This window comes from Lacihabitans sp. CS3-21 (genome assembly GCF_024343675.1).
GTDB lineage: Bacteria > Bacteroidota > Bacteroidia > Cytophagales > Spirosomataceae > Leadbetterella.
On record NZ_RJUD01000007.1, the window covers coordinates 128,730 to 152,287 of the forward strand.

At 37.4% G+C, this 23,558-nt stretch carries 22 protein-coding genes and 1 tRNA gene; 18 read left to right on the forward strand and 5 right to left on the reverse strand.

All coding sequences use genetic code 11. The annotated features are described in order from the left end of the window. The first annotated feature begins 106 nt into the window (after positions 1-106). The 5 genes from EGI24_RS06740 to EGI24_RS06760 all read left to right on the forward strand — a co-directional run bounded on the left by EGI24_RS06740 (position 107) and on the right by EGI24_RS06760 (position 5,846). Positions 107-433 carry a tetratricopeptide repeat protein gene (locus EGI24_RS06740; RefSeq protein ID WP_255047598.1) on the forward strand — a complete coding sequence of 109 codons (327 nt, stop codon included), beginning with the start codon at positions 107-109 and terminating at the stop codon, positions 431-433. Next, positions 426-1,493: an asparaginase gene (locus EGI24_RS06745; protein ID WP_255047599.1), complete on the forward strand. Its 1,068-nt coding sequence runs from the start codon at positions 426-428 to the stop codon at positions 1,491-1,493. Before EGI24_RS06740 ends, EGI24_RS06745 begins: the two co-directional genes overlap by 8 nt. Before the next feature lie 37 nt (positions 1,494-1,530). Next, a tRNA-Ser gene (locus tag EGI24_RS06750) sits at positions 1,531-1,615 on the forward strand. Positions 1,616-2,060: 445 nt separating this feature from the next. After that, positions 2,061-2,981 (forward strand): OmpA family protein, encoded by a 921-nt coding sequence (locus EGI24_RS06755; RefSeq protein WP_255047600.1) that lies wholly within the window; start codon positions 2,061-2,063, stop codon positions 2,979-2,981. Positions 2,982-3,119: 138 nt separating this feature from the next. Continuing rightward, positions 3,120-5,846: a cation-translocating P-type ATPase gene (locus EGI24_RS06760; RefSeq protein ID WP_255047601.1), complete on the forward strand. Its 2,727-nt coding sequence runs from the start codon at positions 3,120-3,122 to the stop codon at positions 5,844-5,846. A gap of 153 nt (positions 5,847-5,999) precedes the next feature. Here EGI24_RS06760 and kdgD read toward each other — a convergent pair whose 3' ends face one another. From kdgD to EGI24_RS06780, 4 genes are all read right to left on the reverse strand, one after another. After that, on the reverse strand, positions 6,000-6,905 hold the full coding sequence (gene kdgD, locus EGI24_RS06765; protein WP_255047602.1) for a 5-dehydro-4-deoxyglucarate dehydratase: 906 nt from the start codon (positions 6,903-6,905) through the stop codon (positions 6,000-6,002). 166 nt (positions 6,906-7,071) lie between these two features. Further along, positions 7,072-8,367 carry a glucarate dehydratase family protein gene (locus EGI24_RS06770; RefSeq protein ID WP_255047603.1) on the reverse strand — a complete coding sequence of 432 codons (1,296 nt, stop codon included), beginning with the start codon at positions 8,365-8,367 and terminating at the stop codon, positions 7,072-7,074. A 128-nt stretch (positions 8,368-8,495) separates the two neighbouring features. Beyond that, entirely contained in the window at positions 8,496-10,055 is a 1,560-nt protein-coding gene (gene garD / locus EGI24_RS06775) for a galactarate dehydratase (protein ID WP_255047604.1), read from the reverse strand. A 271-nt stretch (positions 10,056-10,326) separates the two neighbouring features. Next, positions 10,327-11,772 carry a GntP family permease gene (locus EGI24_RS06780; protein ID WP_255047605.1) on the reverse strand — a complete coding sequence of 482 codons (1,446 nt, stop codon included), beginning with the start codon at positions 11,770-11,772 and terminating at the stop codon, positions 10,327-10,329. A 597-nt stretch (positions 11,773-12,369) separates the two neighbouring features. Between EGI24_RS06780 and EGI24_RS06785 the strand changes: the two genes are divergently transcribed. The 12 genes from EGI24_RS06785 to EGI24_RS06840 all read left to right on the forward strand — a co-directional run bounded on the left by EGI24_RS06785 (position 12,370) and on the right by EGI24_RS06840 (position 21,419). Beyond that, positions 12,370-12,564 carry a hypothetical protein gene (locus tag EGI24_RS06785; RefSeq protein ID WP_255047606.1) on the forward strand — a complete coding sequence of 65 codons (195 nt, stop codon included), beginning with the start codon at positions 12,370-12,372 and terminating at the stop codon, positions 12,562-12,564. A 15-nt stretch (positions 12,565-12,579) separates the two neighbouring features. After that, positions 12,580-12,744 carry a DUF6496 domain-containing protein gene (locus tag EGI24_RS06790; RefSeq protein WP_255047607.1) on the forward strand — a complete coding sequence of 55 codons (165 nt, stop codon included), beginning with the start codon at positions 12,580-12,582 and terminating at the stop codon, positions 12,742-12,744. 20 nt (positions 12,745-12,764) lie between these two features. Further along, the gene (locus tag EGI24_RS06795) at positions 12,765-13,865 is read left to right on the forward strand and encodes a DUF6544 family protein (RefSeq protein WP_255047608.1); all 1,101 of its coding nucleotides are present in this window, start codon (positions 12,765-12,767) and stop codon (positions 13,863-13,865) included. 127 nt (positions 13,866-13,992) lie between these two features. Beyond that, positions 13,993-14,703, forward strand: coding sequence for a rubrerythrin family protein (locus EGI24_RS06800; RefSeq protein WP_255047609.1), 711 nt, complete (start codon positions 13,993-13,995; stop codon positions 14,701-14,703). 45 nt (positions 14,704-14,748) lie between these two features. Then, entirely contained in the window at positions 14,749-15,075 is a 327-nt protein-coding gene (locus EGI24_RS06805; RefSeq protein WP_255047610.1) for a four-helix bundle copper-binding protein, read from the forward strand. After that, positions 15,076-15,705 (forward strand): NAD(P)H-dependent oxidoreductase, encoded by a 630-nt coding sequence (locus EGI24_RS06810; protein ID WP_255047611.1) that lies wholly within the window; start codon positions 15,076-15,078, stop codon positions 15,703-15,705. Positions 15,706-15,756: 51 nt separating this feature from the next. Further along, positions 15,757-16,842, forward strand: a complete 1,086-nt coding sequence (locus EGI24_RS06815) for an efflux RND transporter periplasmic adaptor subunit (protein WP_255047612.1) — start codon at positions 15,757-15,759, stop codon at positions 16,840-16,842. Further along, entirely contained in the window at positions 16,839-18,098 is a 1,260-nt protein-coding gene (locus EGI24_RS06820) for an FtsX-like permease family protein (protein WP_255047613.1), read from the forward strand. Before EGI24_RS06815 ends, EGI24_RS06820 begins: the two co-directional genes overlap by 4 nt. Before the next feature lies 1 nt (position 18,099). Beyond that, on the forward strand, positions 18,100-18,777 hold the full coding sequence (locus EGI24_RS06825; protein WP_255047614.1) for an ABC transporter ATP-binding protein: 678 nt from the start codon (positions 18,100-18,102) through the stop codon (positions 18,775-18,777). 198 nt (positions 18,778-18,975) lie between these two features. Then, positions 18,976-19,215, forward strand: coding sequence for a 4a-hydroxytetrahydrobiopterin dehydratase (locus EGI24_RS06830; RefSeq protein ID WP_255047615.1), 240 nt, complete (start codon positions 18,976-18,978; stop codon positions 19,213-19,215). Between the two features lie 493 nt (positions 19,216-19,708). Beyond that, complete coding sequence (locus EGI24_RS06835; RefSeq protein ID WP_255047616.1) at positions 19,709-21,091, forward strand: NAD-dependent succinate-semialdehyde dehydrogenase; 1,383 nt, start codon at positions 19,709-19,711, stop codon at positions 21,089-21,091. 160 nt (positions 21,092-21,251) lie between these two features. Beyond that, a complete protein-coding gene (locus tag EGI24_RS06840) occupies positions 21,252-21,419 on the forward strand; it encodes a hypothetical protein (RefSeq protein ID WP_255047617.1) in 168 nt (55 codons plus the stop codon). A gap of 732 nt (positions 21,420-22,151) precedes the next feature. Here EGI24_RS06840 and EGI24_RS06845 read toward each other — a convergent pair. Continuing rightward, the gene (locus EGI24_RS06845) at positions 22,152-23,141 is read right to left on the reverse strand and encodes an App1 family protein (RefSeq protein ID WP_255047618.1); all 990 of its coding nucleotides are present in this window, start codon (positions 23,139-23,141) and stop codon (positions 22,152-22,154) included. A gap of 1 nt (position 23,142) precedes the next feature. On the opposite strand from EGI24_RS06845, the gene EGI24_RS06850 reads away from it, so the two are divergent. Beyond that, positions 23,143-23,558: diacylglycerol kinase family protein (locus tag EGI24_RS06850; protein WP_255047619.1), on the forward strand; the 416-nt coding region annotated here is incomplete at its 3' end.

Genomic DNA, 23,558 nt, shown 5'->3' on the forward strand with positions numbered 1-23,558 from the left:
TATTGTTAATTTTGAAAACCTAAACAATGTACGCATTTATACTTTCGAAACACAAATAATAGTATGCATGCATAACAATTACAAATGTAAAAGCTAGAAAAATAGTATGCAAGCCGAACGAATTAAATTTTTATTAGAACAGATAGAATTAGATCCTGAAGACCCTTTTAATCTATATGCATTAGCTATAGAATATAAAGATAGCCAACAAGATAAGGCAATTCAATATTTTGAAAAATTACTTAAAGAATTCCCCGATTATCTTCCCACTTATTACCATGCAGCTGCGTTATTTTTCGAAACAAACCAAATTAGAGAAGCAGAAAAGACCTATCTATGGGGTATAAAATTGGCCGAAAAATTACAAAAAGAAAAGGCACTTAAAGAGTTAAAAAGTGCTTATCAAATGTTTTTAGACGAAAAAGATGAATAAATACCAGATACTAAAAATAAATTCTTTGGCAGAAAATGCTCCAAAAGTACTTATCATTTATACTGGAGGAACGCTTGGGATGGTTTATGATAATTCTACGGGGAGTTTGGTGCCGTTTAAATTTGAGCAGATTGTAGAAAATATACCCGAACTGAACCGATTAAATCTTGAACTTTGTTTTTTGGCCCTACCCAATCCTATTGATTCCTCCAATGTTTCTCCAAAAATTTGGATAGAATTGGTAGAAATAATTGAAAACAACTATAGCGATTTCCAAGGATTTGTGATTTTGCATGGAACTGACACTATGGCGTATTCGGCCTCTGCCTTGAGTTTTATGATTCAAAACTTATCAAAGACGGTGGTATTTACAGGAGCACAACTTCCGATAGGTATTCCAAGAACAGACGCCAGAGAAAACCTTATCACTTCCATTCAAATAGCAGGTTCTACTTTAAATGAGAAATCTATTGTGCCAGAAGTATGTATTTATTTTAATGGAAGGCTTTTAAGAGGAAACCGGGCAAAAAAAAGAGAAAGCAGCCAGTTTGATGCCTTCGATTCGGAAAACTTCCCTTATTTGGCAGAAATAGGCGTGAACATAGAGTACAATTTTCTGAATATAAAAATCCAAGATAAAAATCAAGCACCTAAATTCTTCAAAAATATTGATGACAATGTCGGAATACTGAAGCTGTTCCCAGGTATCAATCAGGCATTTGTACAGAACTTTTTCAATCAAAAATCCTTAAAAGGGGTTGTTTTGGAAACATACGGATCTGGAAATGCACTTTCAGAAACATGGTTTTTGGAGATTTTGGAAAAAGCACTAAGAGATAATGTCATCATTTTGAATGTTTCTCAATGCACTGGTGGCAGGGTTATTATGGGCAAATACCAAACAAGTCAAAAAATGAAAGAAATGGGTTTAATTTCTGGCTCTGATTTGACATTGGAGGCAGCTATTACAAAATTGATGTGGGCTTTGGGAAAAAGTGATGAGATTTTGGCGGTTAAAAATTTGCTTGAGAAAGATATTTCAGGGGAAAGAAGTATATAAAAATTCAATATTTATACTTTACTTTGCAATCCCATACAGAGAGGTGTCCGAGTGGCTTAAGGAGCACGCTTGGAAAGCGTGTGTGTCGCAAGGCACCGAGAGTTCGAATCTCTTCCTCTCTGCACAAACACCAATTAAAAACGTAATGTATTAGAAATTAATACGTTACGTTTTTTTTATAAATTAATTATTCAATTAGAAACTTCTCTCTTTCCTTAATCGAAAACTTCTTGCCAGCCTTTTCAATTGTTGGTATTAGGTTGGTTCCAAACCAATCTCACCTCAAATTAGAAAACTCAATGTGATTTCAAGTTAAGTTATTCTGTCATACAATAAGCCTTTGATTTTCTATTCTTTCAAACGTGTGAATAATATAAGGTATACTGCAAATTCTATAACATACAAAACTTGAAGACAGCTACCTTTGACGCTATTCGCAAACCGCTTATAATGTGTCAATTAAAGGATATTTAATCCCTTAAATCTACGGATTTTTGGATAAATCAAATAAATGAGCATTAAATGTTTGTAATAAAAAAATCATTCTTTATAACAAAACAACATCATATGAAAACTCATTTAAAACTCCTGTTCGCATTGAGCATTGGACTATCCCTAACATCGTGCGTGACCAAAAAGAAATACGCAGCTCTACAAATTCGCTATGACAATTCCGTTACAGACTTGGTTAAATGTGGTGATAATGTCCAAGATTGCAAAGATAAGCTTGCAGGAATGACCAGAATGCAGCAAGAATCAGAAAGTCAAAAAAATCTAACTTTAGGTACTGTGCAACAGCGTGACATGCAGATTGACGAACTTAAATTGCAAATATTAGATTTTAAAAATTTGCGTGACAAGCAACTTGATGCGGTTGGAAATTTGACTGTATTATCTAAAAAAGCCAATGATAATATCAATAAAACCTTGTCTCAAATGGCAGACAAAGACAGGTATATTTATGTACTGATGGCTGCCAAAACCAAAGCAGACTCGATTAATTTAGCCTTGGCCATGAACCTTACAAGCGTACTACGCAATGGCATAGAAGATAAAGATGTTGAGATCAAAGTGGACAAAACTGTGGTTTTTATTAACATTTCAGATAAAATGCTATTCAATTCGGGCAGTTCGAAAATTTCCCCAAAAGCAAATGCTGTTCTTGAAAAAATAGCTTTAATTATCAAATCAAGACCAGAACTTGAAGTAATGATTGAAGGTTACACCGATAATGTTGCCATCAAGAACGACTGTATTGTGGACAATTGGGATTTGAGTGCAAAACGTGCAACATCCGTAGTAAGAGTTATGCAAGAAAACTATAATATTGACCCCAATAAATTAATTGCGGCAGGTCGTGGGCAATACAATATATTGGCAAGCAACAACTCAGCAGAAGGTCGTACAAAAAACCGTCGCACACGGATCATTTTAATGCCTAAACTCGATCAATTCTACGATTTATTGAATCCTGACAATGTTAAATAAGCGTCTCAAATTTTGAAAAAGTAAGATAAAAGACGAATTTTAATAATTAAGTAGAATAAATTATATTTAGTGGCTTTTCAAAAGAAACAGCCACTAATTTTTTGTTTGAAAAATTAGTTTAAACAAATATACAGCCTAATGAAAAATAAATTCCCCAACCACGACATTCACACACATGCTATTGAGGAAGTTTTAAGAGATTTTGACACAAATCCCGATGTTGGCCTCAGTAAATCCGAGGCAACTGCACGCTTAAAAAAATATGGATTGAATGCATACACTTCTCAAAAACCAAAAAATCCATGGTTTATTCTTTTGGAGCAATTCAAAAGTCCTATTGTGTATTTGTTGATTTTTGGGGCGGTTGTTTCGCTATTTTTCAAGGATTTGATTGAAGCTGCCGCAATTTTGGTCGTGATTTTAGTCAATGCCATGATTGGTTTTTTGATGGAAATGCAAGCCCGCAGCTCAATGAAAGCGTTGAAAGAAATGGACATCATAAAAACCAAAGTTTTACGTGAAGGAAAAGTAGAAATAATTCCTGCTGAAAACCTAACACTGGGCGATATTGTCATGCTGGAAGCCGGCGATTTGATTCCTGGCGATGGGCGATTATTGGTTGTAAATCAGCTAAAATGTGATGAGTCCTCCCTCACGGGCGAGTCACTTCCTTCCGAGAAAAACATTGAAAAATTACCTAAAGATACCGATTTGGGCGACCTCCAAAATATGGTTTTTAAAGGTTCATCGGTTATGAATGGCACAGGAAAAGCGATTATTACAAATATTGCTGAAAATACCGAACTCGGAAAAATTAGCTCATTGGTGGATAAATCGACCGAAACCGCTACTCCACTTGATAAAAAATTGGCTGTTTTAAGTAAAACCCTCATTTGGCTAACTATCATTTTGACAGCGATTTTTGCTATTACAGGAATTATTCAAGGTAAAGATTGGGTAATCATCATCAAAACTTCCATAGTTTTGGCAATTGCGGCCTTTCCCGAAGGTTTACCGATTGTTTCAACGGTGGCTTTGGCAAATGGCATGTTATTGATGGCTAAACGCAATTCAATCGTCAAAAAACTCTCTGCAGTAGAAACCCTTGGAAGCACGAACGTAATTCTGACTGACAAAACAGGAACATTGACCGAAAATAAAATATATGTGGAAACGCTGGCTTTTCCCGAAGAAAACCGAAAAGTGAGCATAGAAAAAGAAATTCTAGTATTTAAAGATGGAGCAATTGAAAAAAGCCAACAAAACTTTGAAAAACTACGATTAGTCGGGGCTTTGTGCAATGACGCAAGCTTTAAAAAAGCTGGCAAAAAAGACTTAATCGGCGACCCTATAGATATTGCTTTGATTCAATTTGCAAATGCTTCAGACCTAAACATTGATGAAATAAAATCCCAATACGATAGAATATCGGAGATGCCGTTTAGCTCCGAAACCAAAATAATGGCTACACTACATAAAAGTCAAGACGGATTTCTAGTAGCCGCAAAAGGTTCGGTTGAAAGTTTGCTCGAAAAATGCACAAAAATACAAATCGGTGAAAACATCAAAGATTTAGACGTAAAATCAAGAAAAAGTATTTTAAAATCCTCAGAAAAAATGGCCGCAGATGGATTACGGGTTTTGGCTTTTTCAAATCGTGAAGGCAAAGATTTTGGCAAAGATGATTATCTGAAAGAATTGGTATTTCTCGGAATGATTGGATTCCTTGACCCTCCAAGGCTCGACATCAAATCAGCCATTCACGCATGCAAAGATGCAGGAATAAAAGTCGTAATGATTACGGGCGACCACCCACTCACAGCTCTGAATATTGCAAAAAAAGTGGGTTTAGTTGAAGAAACTGAGCAAAATTTCATCATTGGGAAAGATTTGCCGATAATGAAATCACTGACAAAAGATTGGAAAATCAAGATTCTCGCAACGGCGATTTTTGCACGAACAACTCCCCAACAAAAACTCGAAATTGCCGATGTTTTTCAAAAAGATGGTAATATTGTCGCCATGACGGGTGATGGTGTAAACGATACCCCTGCCTTAAAAAAAGCCGATGTCGGCATTGCGATGGGACTTCGTGGAACACAAGTTGCCAAAGAAACCGCCAGCATTGTACTCAAAGATGATTCATTCAAGTCTATTGTCGCGGCGGTTGCTAACGGTCGAGCTATTTTTCAGAATATCCGTAAGTTTGTTGTTTATCTAGTTTCTTGCAATCTGAGTGAGATTTTTATTGTGACATTGTTGGGTTTTCTAGCTCCTGCAGCCACACTTTTACCTTTGCAAATCTTGTTTTTGAATATGGTCACGGATGTTTTTCCAGCATTAGCCCTTGGCTTAGGAAAAGGAGATAAAAACGTCATGAAAAAACCGCCAATTGATGCCAAAAAACCAATTGTAGATAAAAAAGATTGGATAAAAATCGGAATTTATGCTTTAATCATTACTTTTTCGGTGGCCGCCGCGGTAGTATATTGCAAACAATACATAACACCTGATGACAAAATATCGAATAATGTAGCCTTTATAACTTTGGCTTTTGCACAACTATTTCATGTTTTCAACATGTCGGCTTTTGATTCAAAAGTTTTCATAAATGACATCACCAAAAACAAATACGTGTGGTTGGCAGTCGTGATTTGTACTGGTTTTATGATTTTAGTCTTTATTTCCCCTCAAATGCGTTTGGTTTTGGGCTTAGATTTTTTACCGACCAAAATCTGGATAGTTTCGATTTTAGCAAGTTTTATTCCTTTGTTTTTGATTCAACTTTATAAAATTATTTTTAGAAAGAGCTTTAGAAAAGGTTTGACAAAACAAAATCAGAATATTTTCAAGTTGAAAACATAAACATTTTAAGAAAAAAAACTAAATGTTCATCCTTATAAAACGCTTGAAATCAATCAAGCGTTTTTTGGATTTAAATATTTCATTCATAAAATCACGTTGATCGACTGAAAGTATGAAAGCAAGCATTCTGAAAAAATGATGCAAATAGAAAAACTATGTATTTTGCTCTATAATTTTCTTTAATTCAGCCACTTCAGCCTCAGTGGGCATCATAAGTGGCGGACGCACATCACCTGCACTTTTACCTATCAACTTTGCTCCTGCTTTAATCAAACTTACTGCATAGCCATTCTTTTTGCCACGCAATCTGACCAAAGGAATATAAAACTTCTTTGTAATTTCTTCAACTGTCGCATTATCACCAGCACGCAATGCTTTGTAAAATTTATTGGCCAATTCAGGTACAAAGTTGAAAGCTGCTGACGAATACGTATTTACTCCTATTGATAGATAAGCTTCAGCAATAATCTCAGCCGTTGGCACTCCACCAATATAGGAAAGACGTTTTCCGACTGTTTTGATAGTATCGTTCAAATCTTGCATATTACCCGTACCATCTTTCAAACCAATGAAATTTGGACAAGCATCAGCCAGTTTTTTAATATAGTCTGCTGATAAAACACCATTGCCACGATTATAGTAAATGACTGGCAATGAAGTGTTTTGCATAATAGCTTTGGCATATTCATACACACCATCTTGCGGACATTCTGTTAAATAGGGAGGAAAAAGCAAAATGGCATGTATACCTGCTTTTTCGGCAATTTGGGTGAATATTTTTGCTTCTGAAACACTTTTACCAGCACTTGCAATAACTGGTACTCGTTCAGCAACGACTTTTACAGAAATATTGACAATCTGTTCGTATTCTGCAGCTGTTATTGAGAAAAACTCCCCGGTTCCACCTGCCACAAAAACCGAAGAAACATCGTGGCTCACGAACCATTCTACACGATTGGCAAAGGTCTCAGCATTAAACTCGCCCTTTTCGTCGAAATCGGTTATTGGAAAAGAAAGAAGCCCGTCTTCGAGCGATGATTTTATTTTTGATAGTTCCATTTTTTTGTTTGGTTATTTGTTAATCGTTATTTGTTACTGGTTATTTGTGCATTTGTTATGGCTTTTTTAATTATAAGATAATGATATTACCAGTTTTAATCAACCAGCATACCAGTAAAAGTCTACCAGTAACAGTCCACCAGTAACCAATACACCAATAACCTGTCTACCACCTAGTTGCCTTAAATTTCCATTCTGGTTGTACTTTTTGCATTTCTATTTCATCGTTTCGTTTGGTTAGACCGCACTTTTTATAGTTTTCGTGTAGTTTTGCCAGTGCAACTCGGTCGAGTTCTACACCTAGACCTGGACCATTCGGAACGGCTACCGCTCCTTCTTCAAACTTCATACGTCCGCCCAAAATGATTTCATCTGACTGCCATGGATAATGTGTATCAAGGGCATATTTGAAATTAGGAATGGCTGCACCCAAATGGACCATTGCAGCCAATGAAATACCCAAGTGAGAATTAGAGTGCATAGATAAATCTCGCCCAAAGGTCTGACAAATAGCTGCCAGTTTCATAGAATCTTGCAAGCCACCCCAAAAATGATGGTCAGATAAAATAATGTCTTCCGCACCCAAAGAATAACTCCTCGGAATATCCTCAAAAGAAGTGGTACACATATTGGTTGCCAGTGGTGTTTTCAATGCTTTTCTAACTAATGCCATGTTCTCTTGTCCACGGCATGGGTCTTCCAAATACTCAATGACACCTGCCATTTCTTTGCCATATTTGATGGAAGTTTCAACAGTCCATAGGGCATTTGGGTCAATTCTTAAAGGTGTATCTTTCCCAAAAGCCTCGTGTAAGGCAAAAATCGCATCGACTTCTTGACGTGGCTCAAACACGCCCCCTTTGAGCTTAATCGACTGGAAACCAAATTCTTTGCACATGGCTTTTGCTTGGGATACAATCTCCGCTGGGTTCAGGGCACTAGCTTGTCGAGCGGCATCCCAACCTATGGCAGTTGGATCTGTCCCAAACTCTAGTTCGCCACCTGCACCTTCATATTTGTAAAAAAGATAGGCTGAAAATGGTACGCGGTCACGGCGTTTGCCACCCAACAAATCTACTACTGGTCTATTTACGATTTTACCGACAATATCCAAACAAGCCACCTCAATAGAACTAAAAATATGCACCAAAGTACGTTGATCCCAAGGCGTATCACCTCTTTTGATGGTGTCTTCTGAATCGAAATTTGCGGCTAATATATCACGAATTTGATTCAAATGAAAAGGATCTTGGCCTATAACAAACTGTCGACTTTTTTCGAGTGCTTTATCTATTTCGATGTTACCTGGTATTTCGCTTACGCCACTAATGCCGTCTTCTGTTACGAGTTCGACAACCGTGCGTAAAGCATAAGGAGCATGCAACCCAGCGGCATTTAACAAAGGCGGGTCAACCACCGCAATGGGTGTAATATGGAATTCTTTGATTTTTGGAAATTTCATTTTGTATTATATTTATGAGAAAACAGATGACACGGATGGCTTTGCCAGCACGAATTCACACAGATTTTTTATAATTATAGTGTAAATCTGTGCTATTTTCAATATCTGTGTAATCTGTGTTCTATTTTTCACGTCAAAGGCCCTGGATTAAACAAAACCAAATCATTATAAAGCCCCAGTTTATCGGTTGCTACTTTCTTTTCACCACTGGCTATTTCGAGAATTAGGTGAAACAATTCCCAACCCATTTCTTCGATAGTTTTTTGTCCGAAAGCCACTGGGCCAGCATCAAAATCTATCAAATCGTGCCAGCGGTTGGCGAGTTTTGTGTTTGAACTTACTTTTATAACAGGAACCATATTAAGTCCATAGGGCGTACCACGACCCGTAATGAAAACGTGCATATTCATCCCAGCCGCCAATTGGAGTGTTCCGCAAACAAAATCACTGGCGGGTGTAGCCACGAAATTTAATCCTTTTTTACGAATCTTTTCCCCTGGCGAAATTACATCGACAATCGGGCTCGTTCCCGATTTTACGATCGAACCGAGTGCTTTTTCTACAATATTACTCAATCCTCCACCTTTATTTCCGGGGGTTGTATTGGCACTTCTATCGGCTTTGCCTTGGTTTAGATAATTATCATACCAAGCCATTTCGTCTTTGAGTTTTTGGGCAACTTCTTCAGTTTCACAGCGAGGAACGAGCAAATGTATGGCATCACGCACTTCTGTAACTTCGGAGAAAAATACAGTTCCGCCCGCTTTTACAATCAAATCAGCGGCAAAGCCAGAAACTGGGTTTCCTGTCAGACCTGAAAAAGCATCACTTCCTCCACATTGTATTCCTACGACCAAGTCAGCTGCAGAGCAGGTTTCCCTTTTTCGCTGATTGAGTTTTTGAAGATGCTTTTCGGCCATCTCCATAATACCATCCACCATTTCGTAGAAACCCTCGAACGATTCATCTTGGAGGTAAAGAATACTTCGACTCCGCTCAGTATCTGTTTCGTGGGCTGAGCGAAGCCGAAGCCCATCATCATCTGGTAGAAGCCTTTCAGGCCTTAATTTCTCACAACCCAAACCTATAATCATAATTTCACCGCCAAAATTCGGATTTTGTGCGATGTGTTTGATGGTCCGAATCGGAATAATGGCTGCGGGGGCATCAATCGCAATTCCGCATCCATAACTATGATTAAAAACTACTACATCATCCACATTAGGGTAAAGTGGCAGTAGCTCTTTTCTGATTTTATTTTCTATAAAATTCGTAATTCCCGCTACACATTGAACGCTTGTTGTGATACCCAAAAGGTTTTTTGTTCCAACGCTTCCGTCGGAATTCTTAAATCCTTGAAAAGTAAAATCTTTCAATGATTCTGATACTGGAAAAGTCGGTTGAACATAAGAAATATCCGCTAAGTTTGGAGGTTCTGGCATACTGATATTGCTTTCGTTTATCCAACTTCCTTTTTCAATGATTTTATTTGCAAAACCTATAATTTCTCCATAACGAATGATTTTTTCACCTTCGTTGAAAGATTTTAAGGCAACTTTATGGCCCATCGGAATATCTTCTTCAAGAACAATAGAATTCAAAATAATCGCACCCCTTTTCAAACCTGTTGGATTTGCTACGATGGCCACATTGTCATTTGGGTTTGTTTTTATTACTATATTTTCCATTTGATCATAGTTTATTGGTTACCGGTGGATTTGTTATTGGTATATTGGTTGATTAGTTATTGGTGACTGGTGTATTGGTTACTGGTATATTTGTTACTCATATATTAGTTACTGGTTACTGGTGTATTTGATACTTATTACTGGTGTACTAGTTACTGGTTACTTATAATTTTCACTGGTTTTTAATTGCTGATTACTTGTAAATCGGTTAAGAATGATTCATAATCATTCTAATAACCAGTCAACCAGTTACCATTCAACCAAACACCAACTAAACCATCGGAAAAATCCAAGCTGCTATCATGGTTAGAATTACACCTGCGAGACCCATCAAACTCTGCATAGGGGCTATCGTTTTGAGAGCTTCTTGTTCAGTAAGGTTCGAAGTTTTGCACATAATCCAAAAACCTGCGTCGTTCATCCATGGAATAAGTTTGGCACCGCTTCCGATGGCCAAACATAAATAAACAGGGTGAAACCCAAGATTGGCATTTTGAGCCATTCCTGCTAAAATTCCTGAAGCTGTAATGAGAGCCACCGTTGCCGAACCTTGTGCTGTACGCACCACCATAGTAATAAAAAACGCCAAAGGAATTAAGGCCATTTGATAATCCTTTGTTAGGTCTGCAATTCGGCTACTAATACCCGTTTGTTGCAACATTCCACCAAAAGCTCCACCTGCGGCGGTAATTAGAATGATACCTCCGCCACTCATTAAAGCAGTCCCAACAAATGCCGAAAGTTTCTCTTTGGTAGTTTTTTTCTGTCTTGCTAAAACCACTAATGCGAAAATGGCTCCCATTAATATAGCAATGTTTTTATCTCCAAAGAACAAAACGAGATCTATTAAGCTATTAACAACTGGAAAACTAGTCAGTGGTCCATCAGATTTATGAAAAGCCTCCACACCCGAGCGAATACAAATAGTGACCAAAGGAAACAGAGCAGGCAATAAAGCCCAGCCCAAAGCAGGCAATTCTTTATCGTCTTTTTCGGCAATGGCCTTGATATCTTCCAAGCGAGCGTCGGGCGAATCACGTAATGGAGTATCAAACTTTTTATTGAGATAAACCGCTATAAAATAGCCGATAGTGATGGTACAAAGTCCTAAGAGTGAACCGCAAACCATCATCAAGCCAATCGGTACATTCATCGCCGTGATCAAATACAATGGCCCGGGCGAAGGCGGAACATAGGAATTTGCCATAACAGCTCCAGCAATTACTGAAAGTGCCAAAAGCAAATAATTTTTCTTTAATCGCATTCCCATTGCTTTGGCTAATGGCATCATTAAGAAAATAACGGTATCTACAAAAACAGGAATGGTCAAGAAAAAACTACTTAAAATAAATCCAATTGGGGCATTTTTTTCACCTGTTATTTTTAGCATTGCTCGGATGATTTTTTCGGCTGCACCGCTATCGAGCATTGCTTTACCTATGATGGCCGCCATGGCTATCAAAATACCTATTTTTGCACAAGTATTGCCAAATTCAATACCTATTCGCTCTCCTATACTTTTGTGAGCTGCTTTTAAAGCATCGGCCTCTAAACCACCTTTTGCAATAAAAAATTGCTCCACAGATGCCATCGGCGTAAGTAAGGCTACAGCAATAGCGGCCAAAAGCAATGAAAGGACCGGATGCAACTTGAATTTTATAATGCCACCTACAACGATGGACATTCCGATGAGCATAATGATTATTGGATCGGACATTAATTCTTGGGGTTTATTCTGAAGCAAAAGTATATAAACTAAATCCTGTTTTCTATTGATTTAATGCTAAAATATGGTACTTTTTTGGGTTAAAAAGCTATGATAGTGTCAGTAACAACCTAACTCTTAATTTAAACTCTACCCAGCTAATTGTTCTGTGCCGATCCTCATTCAAAGAATCTTACGCTCACTACCCTTAATTTATAAAAGGTTCTATTTTCAAAATAGCTTCAGGAGTATTTTCTGAAAAGGTAAAAATAATTGTATGAGTTTTACGGAATTAACAGACTTTCATTATTTTTTTGATTTCTAGCATATTTTATTCAAAACAATCATAATTAGATTTTTCAAGGTGTGAATTACATAATTCTTCCTAATTTTTATGTAAATCTTTTACCAAATAAAGACCCACCTTTACACTTTTAAAATGCTTTTAAAAATAATGAAACAAGCTTTTTTATCAAAAACTACCTTTTTCTAAAATCTTTAATAAGATGGCTATTTTGAAAAAAAACATTTAATAAACTTCCCTTTATACTGGGATAATTGAATAACTAAAATTGCACAATCTATTTCCAAAGTTCATCTAAAACCATCATGAAACAGCAAATTAAAAATCAGATAAAAGAACCTCTAACGATTCCTCACCCTGAAAAACTCCCTGAACTCGACCCAATTCTTGACCCAAAAACTCCTGTATTGTATCCTGATGAAAATCCATTAGAAAAACCAAAAGAAGAACCCGTTCAAGATCCACCCTATCAAATTCCGCAGCCCAGTGAACTTCCTTAAAAAACAAAAAATCTCATGAAAAAACAAACGCTATCGCAAAGAAAAGTAGCTCAAGTGATGCACGAATTCAAAGAAGGCGAATTGCACTCAGGCAAATCCGACAGAATAGTTACTAATCCCAAACAGGCAATTGCCATTGCTTTGAGTGAAGCTGAAGAACTTAAAAAAGAAAAGAAATAGTACCTTTTAGATTATAGACCATGCTCAAATATACATTCGTTTTCGTCTCATTTTTTCATGGACTTATCCATTTCATGGGTTTCTCCAAGGCCTTTGACTATGGCACTTGGCCACTACTGATCAGGGACATTTCCAAACCCATGGGCATTTTATGGTTCGCGGCAGGCTTGCTATTTATCATTGCCACAATTTTGTATCTAATTAAAAAGGACAGCTGGGTTTTAATTGCACTCATCGCACTTTTCTTATCTCAGCTCCTGATCATCAATAATTGGCAAGAAGCGAAGTTCGGCACCATAGCCAATGTGCTCATCTTCATATTCGTTGTCTTAGGTCTCTTTCAAATTAAATTCAAAAAAACTTATAATGATGAAGTGAAATCAGGAATGTCTCAAAGTCAAATCCTCCAAACATCGAAACTGACCGAATCCGAAATAGCATTTTTACCCCATTCTGTCAAAAAATACTTACGGTACACTGGTGCAGTGGGTAAACCCAAAGTCAATAATTTCAAAGCCAGTTTTTCGGGAAAAATCAGAAAAGATAAGAAGTCAGCTTGGATGAAACTGAACTCAGAACAATATGATTTCTTGGCGAATCCAACCAGACTATTTTATCTCGATGCCATCATGAAACACATGCCAGTGGCGGGTTTTCATTGTTTTAAAAACGGCACTGCTTATATGGACATTAGACTATTCTCCATTTTCAAAGTGGAATACAAAGCCGGTCACGAAATGGACATATCTGAAACAGTCACTTTTTTCAATGATATGTGTGTATTAGCACCTGCAACTTTAATCGACAAGCGTATTGAGTGGCTAGAATTAGAAAGAAATAAAGTAAAAGCCTCCTTTACAAACAATGGAATTAAGATAAACGCATTGCTATATTTCAATGAGAAAGGAGAGTTAGTGAATTTTGTCTCAGAGGACCGATATGCAATCGGTGAAAACAATACCATTACCCAACATACCTGGAGTACCCCCTTGCGAGAATACAAACCCATACATGGTTTAAAATTAGCCAGTTACGCCGAAACCATTTATACATACCCCGATGGAGATTTTACCTATGCCACTTTTACCTTGAAAAATATTGTGTACAATATCTCCAGATAAAAACTTTAGCAATTCTTAACCACAGGTTTTAGGAAAAATCGGTAGGACAATCTTCATCTATGATAAAACTGCCAGCTAAAGTATGAATTTTATAAACCTTTAAAGCAATTGTGTAAGTCCAAAGGCTATGCTAAAAGCTAGCTTTACGGCATGTTTAATACAAATCAACATCATTATGAAAAACATGCCTCTGGCCTTTAAGTTAACTATAGTTTCAATATTTTGTGTTTCAATATATGCTTGCGACAACAAGATAGAAGAAGTCACCGGCACAACCAAACAGCATGACGACGCGGGAATTCAGACTATTAAAAACATGCAATCGGCTTATCAAGGAGAAAAAACTGCGACCGCAAAGTATTTAGCCTTTTCGAAAAAAGCTGAGACTGAAGGTTATCACAACATTGCTTTACTCTATAATGCAGTTTCAGCTGCCGAGAATATTCATGCTACCAATCATCAATTGGTGATAGAAGATGCAGGTGCCAAAGTGTCCTTTATAAAGCCAAAATACACAGTTAAATCAACAAAAGAGAATTTAACAAATGATATTAAGGGTGAGGCATTTGAGGCTACGACGAGATATCCTGACTTTTTAAAAACTGCTGAAATGGCTGATAATCAAATCGCTTTGCTTAGTCTTTCTTATGCCATGAAAACTGAACAAAAACATAAATTTTTCTTTGAACAAGTCTTGGGTGACATCAATAGCAATACCTTAAAAAGCTTACCATCGAAATATTATGTTTGTCCAGCTTGTGGCAATACCTACACCAAAGCACCCAAACACTGCGACTTTTCATTCACTGACCGAGATAAATTTATAGTCTTTGAATAATTCACTTTCATTAAAATTCTGCATTTCACATTAAAAAAAACAAAAATGACTTATCACGAAAACAAAGAAACCATTGATGCTTGCCTAGCATCTGCGGCCTTGTGCCACCATTGTGCAGCTTCTTGCCTACAAGAAACCGACGTCAAAATGATGGCCACATGTATCCAACTGGATATGGAATGTGCCGCCCTATGTACAGCTACCGCACAGCTACTTAGTTTAGGTAGCCCACACGCAAGTGCCCTCGCAAAAATTTGTGCTGCAGCATGTGAAGCATGTGCCGCTGAATGCTCAAAGCATACCAATGTACATTGTCAGGAATGTGCCGCCGCGTGTAAAATTTGTGCAGATACTTGTAAAAATGTCAAATAAATGAGCTTAATAAACGACCTAAACTGGAGGTATGCTGCAAAATTAATGAATGGCAAAAGCATCTCTGATGAACAACTTAACATGGTTTTAACTGCAATTAACTTGTCCGCTTCTTCTTATGGTCTTCAGCCTTATAAAGTGATGGTGGTGAGTAAGCCAGAAACAAAAATAAAACTGCAAGAAGCTGCCTATGGCCAATTACAAGTAGGCAGCAGTTCACATGTTTTAATATTTACGGTACCCTTAAAAATTACCGAAGAATACATACAAAACTACATCAGCCTTGTCGCTGAAGAACGACAAATACCCGAAGGTTTCCTCGATGACTTCAAAAAAACCTTAGAAACTACTATCGTAGCTTTACCAACAGATGTTCAACAAGCCTGGGCAACAAAGCAGGCGTATATCGGCTTGGGAACAGCCTTGGTGGCGGCAGCAGAACAAAAAATTGACACTTGTCCTATGGAGGGATTTGATGCCCTAAAGTTCGACAAAATCCTTAATCTGGAAGAAAAAGGCTTTAAATCAGTGGTAATGCTGGTATTGGGTTACAGAGCCGAAACTGACACCTATGCCAATTTCAAAAAGGTAAGAAAAACCATGGACAACATGTTTGAAATGGTAAAATAAAATGCTATGTTTGAAAAGGTAAAATAAAATGGGTTGTCAAGCCCTCTAAAAATGAAGAGAACCACCCTTATAATACTATATCTGTTTATTTTTCTCGCATCTTGTAGTGACAAACTTGAAAAAACAAAACCCACTAGAGAGAATATTACCGAGTCTGTTTATGCTTCCGGAATAGTTAAAAGCAAAAATCAATATAAAGTATTTTCCTTAGCCAATGGACTGATTGACAAAATATTGGTCTCTGAAGGCGATCTTGTAAAAAAAGGAGATGTCCTGATAAGATTGGTAAATACAAGCACAGAGCTAAATACCGAAAATGCTAAACTATCCGCAGATTATGCCGCAGTCGCGGCCAATTCCGAGAAGTTGGATGAATTAAAGATCAGCATTGAGATGGCCAGAAACAAGATGGAAAACGATAATTTATTGTACCAAAAACAAAAGAACCTCTGGGCGGAGCGAATTGGTACACAAAATGAATTAGATCTCAAAGAACTCAATGCAAAGTCGTCTACCAATGCATACAATACCGCTAAGTTGAGGTTCACCAACCTCCAAAAACAAATAAATTTTCAAGCCAAACAATCACAAAAAACTTTGGAATTGGCCCAAAAAACCAACAATGACTTCAGCATAAGAAGTGAAATTAATGGGAAAGTTTATCAACTGCTTATGGAAGCCGGCGAAATGGTCAATACGCTAAATCCTGTAGCCATCATTGGGGATGATTCGGCGTTTCTTCTTGAACTTCAAGTAGATGAATATGACATCAATAGGGTGAAAATAGGCCAAAAGATAGCCATGAGCATGGACAGCTACAAAGGTCAGATTTTCCAGTGCCTAGTGAGCAAAATCAACCCGATTATGAACGAAAGAACCAAATCGTTTACCATAGTAGCCAGCTTTATTGACCCTCCCAAAACACTCTATCCCAATCTTACTTGCGAGGCAAATATCATCATTCAACAAAAAACAAATAGTATAACGATTCCAAGAGCTTATCTGCTTGAAGGCAACTATGTTTATCTGGAAAAAAACAAAAAAACAAAAGTAGTAACGGGTCTCAAAGACTATCAAAAGGTGGAAATACTTGGAGGAATAAGCACCAACGATTATATCTATAAGCCCATAGAATGAACATAAAACTCATCATAAAAATTGCCAAATCGCTGCTTTTAGCCAGATTTAAGCAGACATTGGTAGCAGCCGTAGGCGTTACATTTAGTATTTCTATGTTCATCGCACTCCTTAGTTTTATGGCAGGCTTAAATGACCTTTTAGACGGTTTACTTCTGAATAGAACACCCCATGTAAGACTTTACAATGAAATTCAACCCAATAGTAATCAACCCATTTACAGCCAATTTGACACTAACAACACGCATAACTTCATTCACTCTATCAAATCTACCGTTAGCAGGCAGGAGATTTATAATAGCGAGGCCATAATGCGAACACTCAAGAAAGACCAACGCATAATGGGTATTGCACCTAAAATAATCACGCCGGTTTTTTTTAACGACGGAGCCATAGATATTACGGGTGTGGTAAATGGCATTGAAATACAGAGTGAAGGCAAGCTTTTTCATTTTAATGAATATGTAACTGCCGGAGAACCCGCAGATATAGAAAGGCTATCCAATAGTATAATTCTTGGAAAAGGATTGGCAGACCAACTTTTGGCAAATTTGGGAGACGTGGTACAAGTGGCAACCATCAACGGAGAAAGATTCCCACTGCGGGTAGTGGGTTTTTTCCAGTCGGGTATGCAAGAGTTGGACAAAACCCAGAGTTATGCCTCCATCGCCACCGTTCAGAAACTCAAAGAAAAGCCAAATAATTACATTACGGATATTCAAATCAAACTGAAAGATCTGGCAAAGGCACCACAAATAGCCAAAGATTACGCCCGGCTTTTTGAAATTGATGCGGTAGATATTCAAACCGCCAATGCGTCTTTTGAAACAGGAAGCTTTGTCAGAACCTTGATTTCCTATGCCGTGGGGGTTGTTTTGTTAATTGTTGCGGGCTTTGGTATTTACAATATTCTGAACATGATGATATACGAAAAAATGAACACCATTGCCATTTTGAAAGCGACAGGTTTTGCAGGCAAAGACGTACAAAAAATATTCTTGGTCATCGCCATGAGTATTGGCTTTTTTGGTGGATTGGCAGGCCTAATTTTGGGATTTGGATTGTCAGCCATCATAGACCAAATACCTTTCGAAACACCTTCCCTGCCGAGTGTTAATACCTATCCAGTAAGTTATAATCCTACCTACTATGTCATTGGTGCCGTTTTTTCACTGATCACCACTTTTTTGGCGGGGTGGTTTCCGTCACGAAAAGCCAGCAAAGTAGATCCCGTGGTTATAATTAGAGGCAAATAAGATGAGTAACATAACCCTAGAGGCCAAAAACATCACCAAATATTTTCACGATCCCACCACTGTGAAAGTATTATCAGATATTAATTTCTCTGTAAATAAAGGCGATTTTGTGTCTATTACAGGAAAATCAGGCTGTGGAAAATCTACACTATTATACATACTATCGACCATGGACACCGACTATGAAGGCGAATTGTGGATAGATGGCGAATCGACGGTCAAACGAAAAGAAGCCGAATTGGCGAAGGTTCGAAACGAAAAAATTGGTTTTGTGTTTCAATTCCATTATTTGCTAGATGAGTTTTCAGTTTTAGAAAATGTAATGATGCCTGGCCTTAAACTCGGTAAATACTCCCCTGAAGAAGTTGAAAACCATGCCATGGAAAAACTAAAAATGTTAGGCATCGAAAATCTGGCACTCAAACCATCCAACCAAATTTCTGGAGGTGAAAAACAGCGGGTAGCCATCGCAAGGGCTTTAATCAACAATCCACAAATCATTATGGGTGATGAACCCACCGGAAATCTCGACCAAAAAAACAGCCAAATAGTTTTTGAAGTTTTCAAACAATTGGCCGAAGAATTTAAACAAACCTTACTCATCGTAACACACGACCAATCTTTTGCCAATAGAACCCATCGCATCATTAACATGGAGGATGGCAAGATAATAGTCTGAGGCATTGGTACATTTATATCCGAATCTGCGAAAGATATAAAAAGGTACCAAAATTATGTAAGACTTCTATCCGCCACTATCATCACCTTTGAGCTTAAATAAACAATTTCTCATTTTAAGCATTATTAATAAATAGCCTTCAAATGAATCTCAGTTCAGAATGAATTGAATTAATGATCATTTCTAAAAAATAAATATATGTGGAAAGAAGAAAACAACCAATTAAAACAAAGCTTTGAATTTAAAGACTTTGTAGAGGCTTTTGCATTTATGACCCAGGTGGCATTTGCGGCCGAAAAAATGGGTCATCACCCAAACTGGACCAATGCCTACAACAAAGTGCATATTTCACTTTTCACCCATGAGGCTAAAGATAGCGTAACTGAAAAAGACCTTAAACTTTCAAAAGCCATTGATCAAATTTTGAAGAAAGATTAAAATAAAGAAGGTTTCATTTCATAGTTGGGAGTTTCTGTGAACGGCTTAAAATATAGAACACTCTCTTTCTAAAACATACTGGGTAAATTAAATACTTTGTGTGCCTTGCCAGGCGGGCTTACTTTTTTTTTGAAAAAAAAGCCGAATCGTCGGACCGTTCAAAAAAAACACTTTCTGTGCAATGATCCTAACTAGCCGTCCGCCTGTAAAATTTCGCTTTTTAGCATTTTCAGTTTTATAGAAATAGGGTTAGCGAAATTTTACAACGGACTGCACAGAAAATATAAGGAACAATTAGTATTTATTTAAAAAATGATTCAATGATATTGAATATAACGGACAAATTAAATTCTACAAATACTTTCTGGTCAGTTATTTACCTTTTCAAAATGAAAATAAAGGCCATTTTAGGTCAATATTGTAAAAAGTTCTCTATTTAGATAAATTCTCTGAACAAAAACAAATATTTCACCAATCACCAAGAAACAAAACTATGTCAATTCAAAGTATAAATCCTGCAACCAACGAAGTGATCAAAATCTTCGAAGAAATGTCTGAAACTGCGATTGACCAGGCCATTTCAAAATCTGTCGAAACCTTTACGACTTGGAAAAAATCACCTTTTTCAACAAGATCAGAATTGCTTCACAAAGTAGCTGGTTTGTTAAGAGAAAAGAAAAAAGACCTGGCCAAGCTGATTTCTCTAGAAATGGGTAAACTGGTTTCACAAGCAGAAGGCGAAATTAAACTGAGTGCTGAAATATTTGATTATTATGCCAAGCATAGCGAAGGATTTTTGCAAGATAAAATCCTAGATCCTGTGCATGGACAGGCCTTGGTAAGGTGTAGTCCCATTGGGGTTTTGCTGGGGGTGCAGCCTTGGAATTTCCCTTTTTATCAGGTTGCCCGTTTTGCGGCTCCCAATATTATGGTGGGCAATACGATACTCATTAAACACGCATCTATTGTTCCGCAGTGTGCCATCGAGATTGAAAAAATATTCCTTGAAGCAGGAGCTCCTTCAGGCCTTTATACCAACTTACTTATTACTGGAAAAAGAGCCTCCGCCTTGGTAGCCGACAATAGAATCAAAGGCGTGTCGCTCACTGGAAGTGAGGCTGCAGGTGCGATTGTAGCTGCTGAAGCTGGGAAGAACCTGAAAAAGTCTGTACTCGAATTGGGCGGAAGTGATGCCTTCATTGTGCTGGAAGATGCCGATATCGATAAAGCAGTGGAGTGGGCCGTGGTAGGAAGAATCAACAACAATGGCGAGTGTTGTATCGCTTCAAAACGTTTTATAGCCGTTGAAGAAATTGCCAATGATTTTTTTGAAAAATTAAAAGTCAAATTGGCCGAACTCGTAGTGGGTGACCCCGCCGATCCTAACACACAATTAGGACCTTTAAGCAGCGAAGAAGCCGCCGTACACATAGCCGACCAAGTAAAGCGAGCTGTTGCGGGTGGAGCAAAAATTTCATTAGGCGGCAAAAGAGTGGACCAAGCAGGTGCCTACATGCAAGCCACGGTGCTTACCAACATGTTGCCCGACAATCCTGTGTATTACGAAGAGTTTTTTGGCCCAGTGGCGGTGTTTTTCACGGTCAAAAACGAGCAGAAGGCCATCGATTTGGCCAATGATTCGCCCTTTGGCTTGGGTGGCTCGGTATTTACCCAGGACATAGAAAGAGGAAAACGAGTAGCCGACCAGATAGATACGGGCATGGTCTTTATCAATCACCCCACTTGGACACAAGCCGATTTGCCTTTTGGAGGCACCAAAGGATCGGGTTATGGAAGAGAACTTTCAGAACTCGGTATAACCGAATTTGTGAACAAAAAATTGATTAGGGTCAGCGAATTGAGTGATCCGTTTTGAGTTGGATGGGCATCAAAACGCGTTTTCGCATTTAATTTAATTAGGCGAAGCACTTGAGCAATATTTAATCTTAGGAGATATTGCTCAAGTAAAACCTTAATTTCAAGAAATCAGAAGTCAAAGTATGAATTTAGTCTGGACAAAATTATAGCCAAATAAAATGAAAAAAGAAGAAGGTATTATTTCAATTGTTCAATCGCCAGAGGAATCTGAACATAAAACGATGGGTGAAAATAAAATTAGAACAAAAAAACAAGCGAATAATTTGAAGGACAAAGGCATTATTTCAGTCATCCAAACTCCGGAAGAAGACCAAAAAATATCATAAAAGGTAATTAAACAACTGAAGTACGGAGGGATCTACTAAACAAATACTTAAAAAAGTAGAATTAATTTTAATTACTTATTATCTGTGAGTTATAATTTTCGAATTAAATACTAATTGTTCCTAATATTTTTTGTGTAGTCCGTTGTAAAATTTCGCCACGATAATTTTTTTTACATGCAAAATGCCAAAAAAGAAATTTACAGGGGGCCGCCTAGGTAGGATCATTTCGGACTGCCGATGCTGCACAAAAAGTGTTTTTTTTGACGGTTGGCCGCTGCCATTCTTTTTTTTCGAACGGTGCGACGACTCGCAAAAAGAATGCCCGCCTGGCAAGGCACGTAATGTATATAATTTAGGATAGTTTCTAAGTCTGAAACTTTAGTTAAATAACTTCTTGGAGCAAAGAAAAATACATACCAATAAGTATTTGCAAAAAATAAACTTAATCCTAAATATCAATTAATTATGATTCTAGATTTAATCACTAATTGTTCCTAATATTTTTTGTGTAGTCCGTTGTAAAATTTCGCCACGACATTATTTTTTACATGCAAAATGCCAAAAAAGAAATTTTTCAGAGGATCATTACACAAAAAGTGTTTTTTTTGATTCTTTTTTTTCAAAAAAAAAGAATGCCCGCCTGGCAAGGCACGCAATGTATATAATTTAGGCTAGTTTCTAAGTCTGAAACTTTAGTTATTAACTATCAAAAAATAATTTCCAAAAATCATCTCAAACCAACAATCCAATTGTTTTAGCATGTTGAATGGCTTCATCAGTATGTTGCGACTGAAAGGTTTTTATAGATTTATTTTGTATTGAATTTAGGGTTTCAGTAGTAAAATCTGCTTTTTCCAAACTAATATTTCGAATATAAACCGCCACAATCTGCTCAGGATATTTATTGGCTATGGAGGCATAAATTTGCGGGTCACTTTGCGAATTATCGCCAAGCAATACGAACCTTTGTCTCGGAAAAGCCTTCAGAATTCTCGTCACCCTGTTGAGCTTTCCTTCGTGTTTGGTTTTGCCTGTTTTCAACAATTGATACCACTTCTTTATATTATTCAACAAAAAAGCCCCTTTTGGCAAGCCGTTGTGCTTAAAAAAAGCATTCAAATCATCATATAGATTCCACTCGCTACTCGAAACATAGAAAAAAGGATTCGGCACGTTTGGTTCTGTATGGGTAAGAGCCAGCAACTTGTAAAATTTCACCACATCGGCAAAAGTTTTGCGGCTACGTGGATTTTTGGTGAACATCACCCGGAGTTTTTTACCTGTGTGGGCCGAATGCGAAACCAAAACGGTATCGTCTATATCCGAAATGAAACCATATTGTGTAGCATGTGGAACAAATAGCTTTCCTTCTCCACTAGTTTTCTTATATCCCTGACCATCAACCAAATGCACTTCAATCAAATGCCAACCCGCGTCTATTTCAAAATCCGATTGCCACTCAAATTTAAAAAAACCATCCACCTCAGTGGTGGCATGAAGTGTTTGATTTTGCCACTGCAAACTCAATTGTACATGTGGTACAGGTTTAACTAAAAATAATCTGGCTAAATGTATAATATTACTGATGGGATTATTGTTAAATTTACTCGGACGCACAGATTTCCCAGCCAAAACATGACCATACACTACCAGGTTATTTTGGTGTCCATAACCATGATATACTTTTACAGTTGCAACAGCATGTTCAATTTCATTTTTCATTATGACATCAAAAAACTTAAAAGTACTTTTTGTAATTAATGCTGGTTCAGGCAATAATACGATTGACTGGACCTCCTTGGTTACCAATTATTTTTCAAATCTTAGCAACACCATAGATTTTTACAATCTCACACCAACTTGCAACATTTCAACCATAAAAGCAAAGATAAAGTTGTTTAAACCTGATTGTGTGGCTGCAGTCGGTGGTGATGGTACCATAAAACTGGTGGCTGAATGTTTGATAAAAACCAAAATCCTTTTGGGCATCATTCCAGCCGGATCAGCCAACGGACTTGCAAAGGAACTCGGAATAAGTGAAAATCCTACAAAAGCTTTGGATATACTCTTGCAGGCTTTCTCAAAAAAGATTCATATCACACGAATCAATGAGCAACTCTGCATTCATTTGAGTGATAT

What these genes read in the sequence shown, in the direction of transcription:
- EGI24_RS06740 (WP_255047598.1), top strand. Translation starts at nt 107, where the DNA reads ATGCAAGCCGAACGAATTAAATTTTTATTAGAACAGATAGAATTAGAT.
- EGI24_RS06745 (WP_255047599.1), top strand. Translation starts at nt 426, where the DNA reads ATGAATAAATACCAGATACTAAAAATAAATTCTTTGGCAGAAAATGCT.
- EGI24_RS06755 (WP_255047600.1), top strand. Translation starts at nt 2,061, where the DNA reads ATGAAAACTCATTTAAAACTCCTGTTCGCATTGAGCATTGGACTATCC.
- EGI24_RS06760 (WP_255047601.1), top strand. Translation starts at nt 3,120, where the DNA reads ATGAAAAATAAATTCCCCAACCACGACATTCACACACATGCTATTGAG.
- kdgD (WP_255047602.1), bottom strand. Translation starts at nt 6,905, where the DNA reads ATGGAACTATCAAAAATAAAATCATCGCTCGAAGACGGGCTTCTTTCT.
- EGI24_RS06770 (WP_255047603.1), bottom strand. Translation starts at nt 8,367, where the DNA reads ATGAAATTTCCAAAAATCAAAGAATTCCATATTACACCCATTGCGGTG.
- garD (WP_255047604.1), bottom strand. Translation starts at nt 10,055, where the DNA reads ATGGAAAATATAGTAATAAAAACAAACCCAAATGACAATGTGGCCATC.
- EGI24_RS06780 (WP_255047605.1), bottom strand. Translation starts at nt 11,772, where the DNA reads ATGTCCGATCCAATAATCATTATGCTCATCGGAATGTCCATCGTTGTA.
- EGI24_RS06785 (WP_255047606.1), top strand. Translation starts at nt 12,370, where the DNA reads ATGAAACAGCAAATTAAAAATCAGATAAAAGAACCTCTAACGATTCCT.
- EGI24_RS06790 (WP_255047607.1), top strand. Translation starts at nt 12,580, where the DNA reads ATGAAAAAACAAACGCTATCGCAAAGAAAAGTAGCTCAAGTGATGCAC.
- EGI24_RS06795 (WP_255047608.1), top strand. Translation starts at nt 12,765, where the DNA reads ATGCTCAAATATACATTCGTTTTCGTCTCATTTTTTCATGGACTTATC.
- EGI24_RS06800 (WP_255047609.1), top strand. Translation starts at nt 13,993, where the DNA reads ATGCTAAAAGCTAGCTTTACGGCATGTTTAATACAAATCAACATCATT.
- EGI24_RS06805 (WP_255047610.1), top strand. Translation starts at nt 14,749, where the DNA reads ATGACTTATCACGAAAACAAAGAAACCATTGATGCTTGCCTAGCATCT.
- EGI24_RS06810 (WP_255047611.1), top strand. Translation starts at nt 15,076, where the DNA reads ATGAGCTTAATAAACGACCTAAACTGGAGGTATGCTGCAAAATTAATG.
- EGI24_RS06815 (WP_255047612.1), top strand. Translation starts at nt 15,757, where the DNA reads ATGAAGAGAACCACCCTTATAATACTATATCTGTTTATTTTTCTCGCA.
- EGI24_RS06820 (WP_255047613.1), top strand. Translation starts at nt 16,839, where the DNA reads ATGAACATAAAACTCATCATAAAAATTGCCAAATCGCTGCTTTTAGCC.
- EGI24_RS06825 (WP_255047614.1), top strand. Translation starts at nt 18,100, where the DNA reads ATGAGTAACATAACCCTAGAGGCCAAAAACATCACCAAATATTTTCAC.
- EGI24_RS06830 (WP_255047615.1), top strand. Translation starts at nt 18,976, where the DNA reads ATGTGGAAAGAAGAAAACAACCAATTAAAACAAAGCTTTGAATTTAAA.
- EGI24_RS06835 (WP_255047616.1), top strand. Translation starts at nt 19,709, where the DNA reads ATGTCAATTCAAAGTATAAATCCTGCAACCAACGAAGTGATCAAAATC.
- EGI24_RS06840 (WP_255047617.1), top strand. Translation starts at nt 21,252, where the DNA reads ATGAAAAAAGAAGAAGGTATTATTTCAATTGTTCAATCGCCAGAGGAA.
- EGI24_RS06845 (WP_255047618.1), bottom strand. Translation starts at nt 23,141, where the DNA reads ATGAAAAATGAAATTGAACATGCTGTTGCAACTGTAAAAGTATATCAT.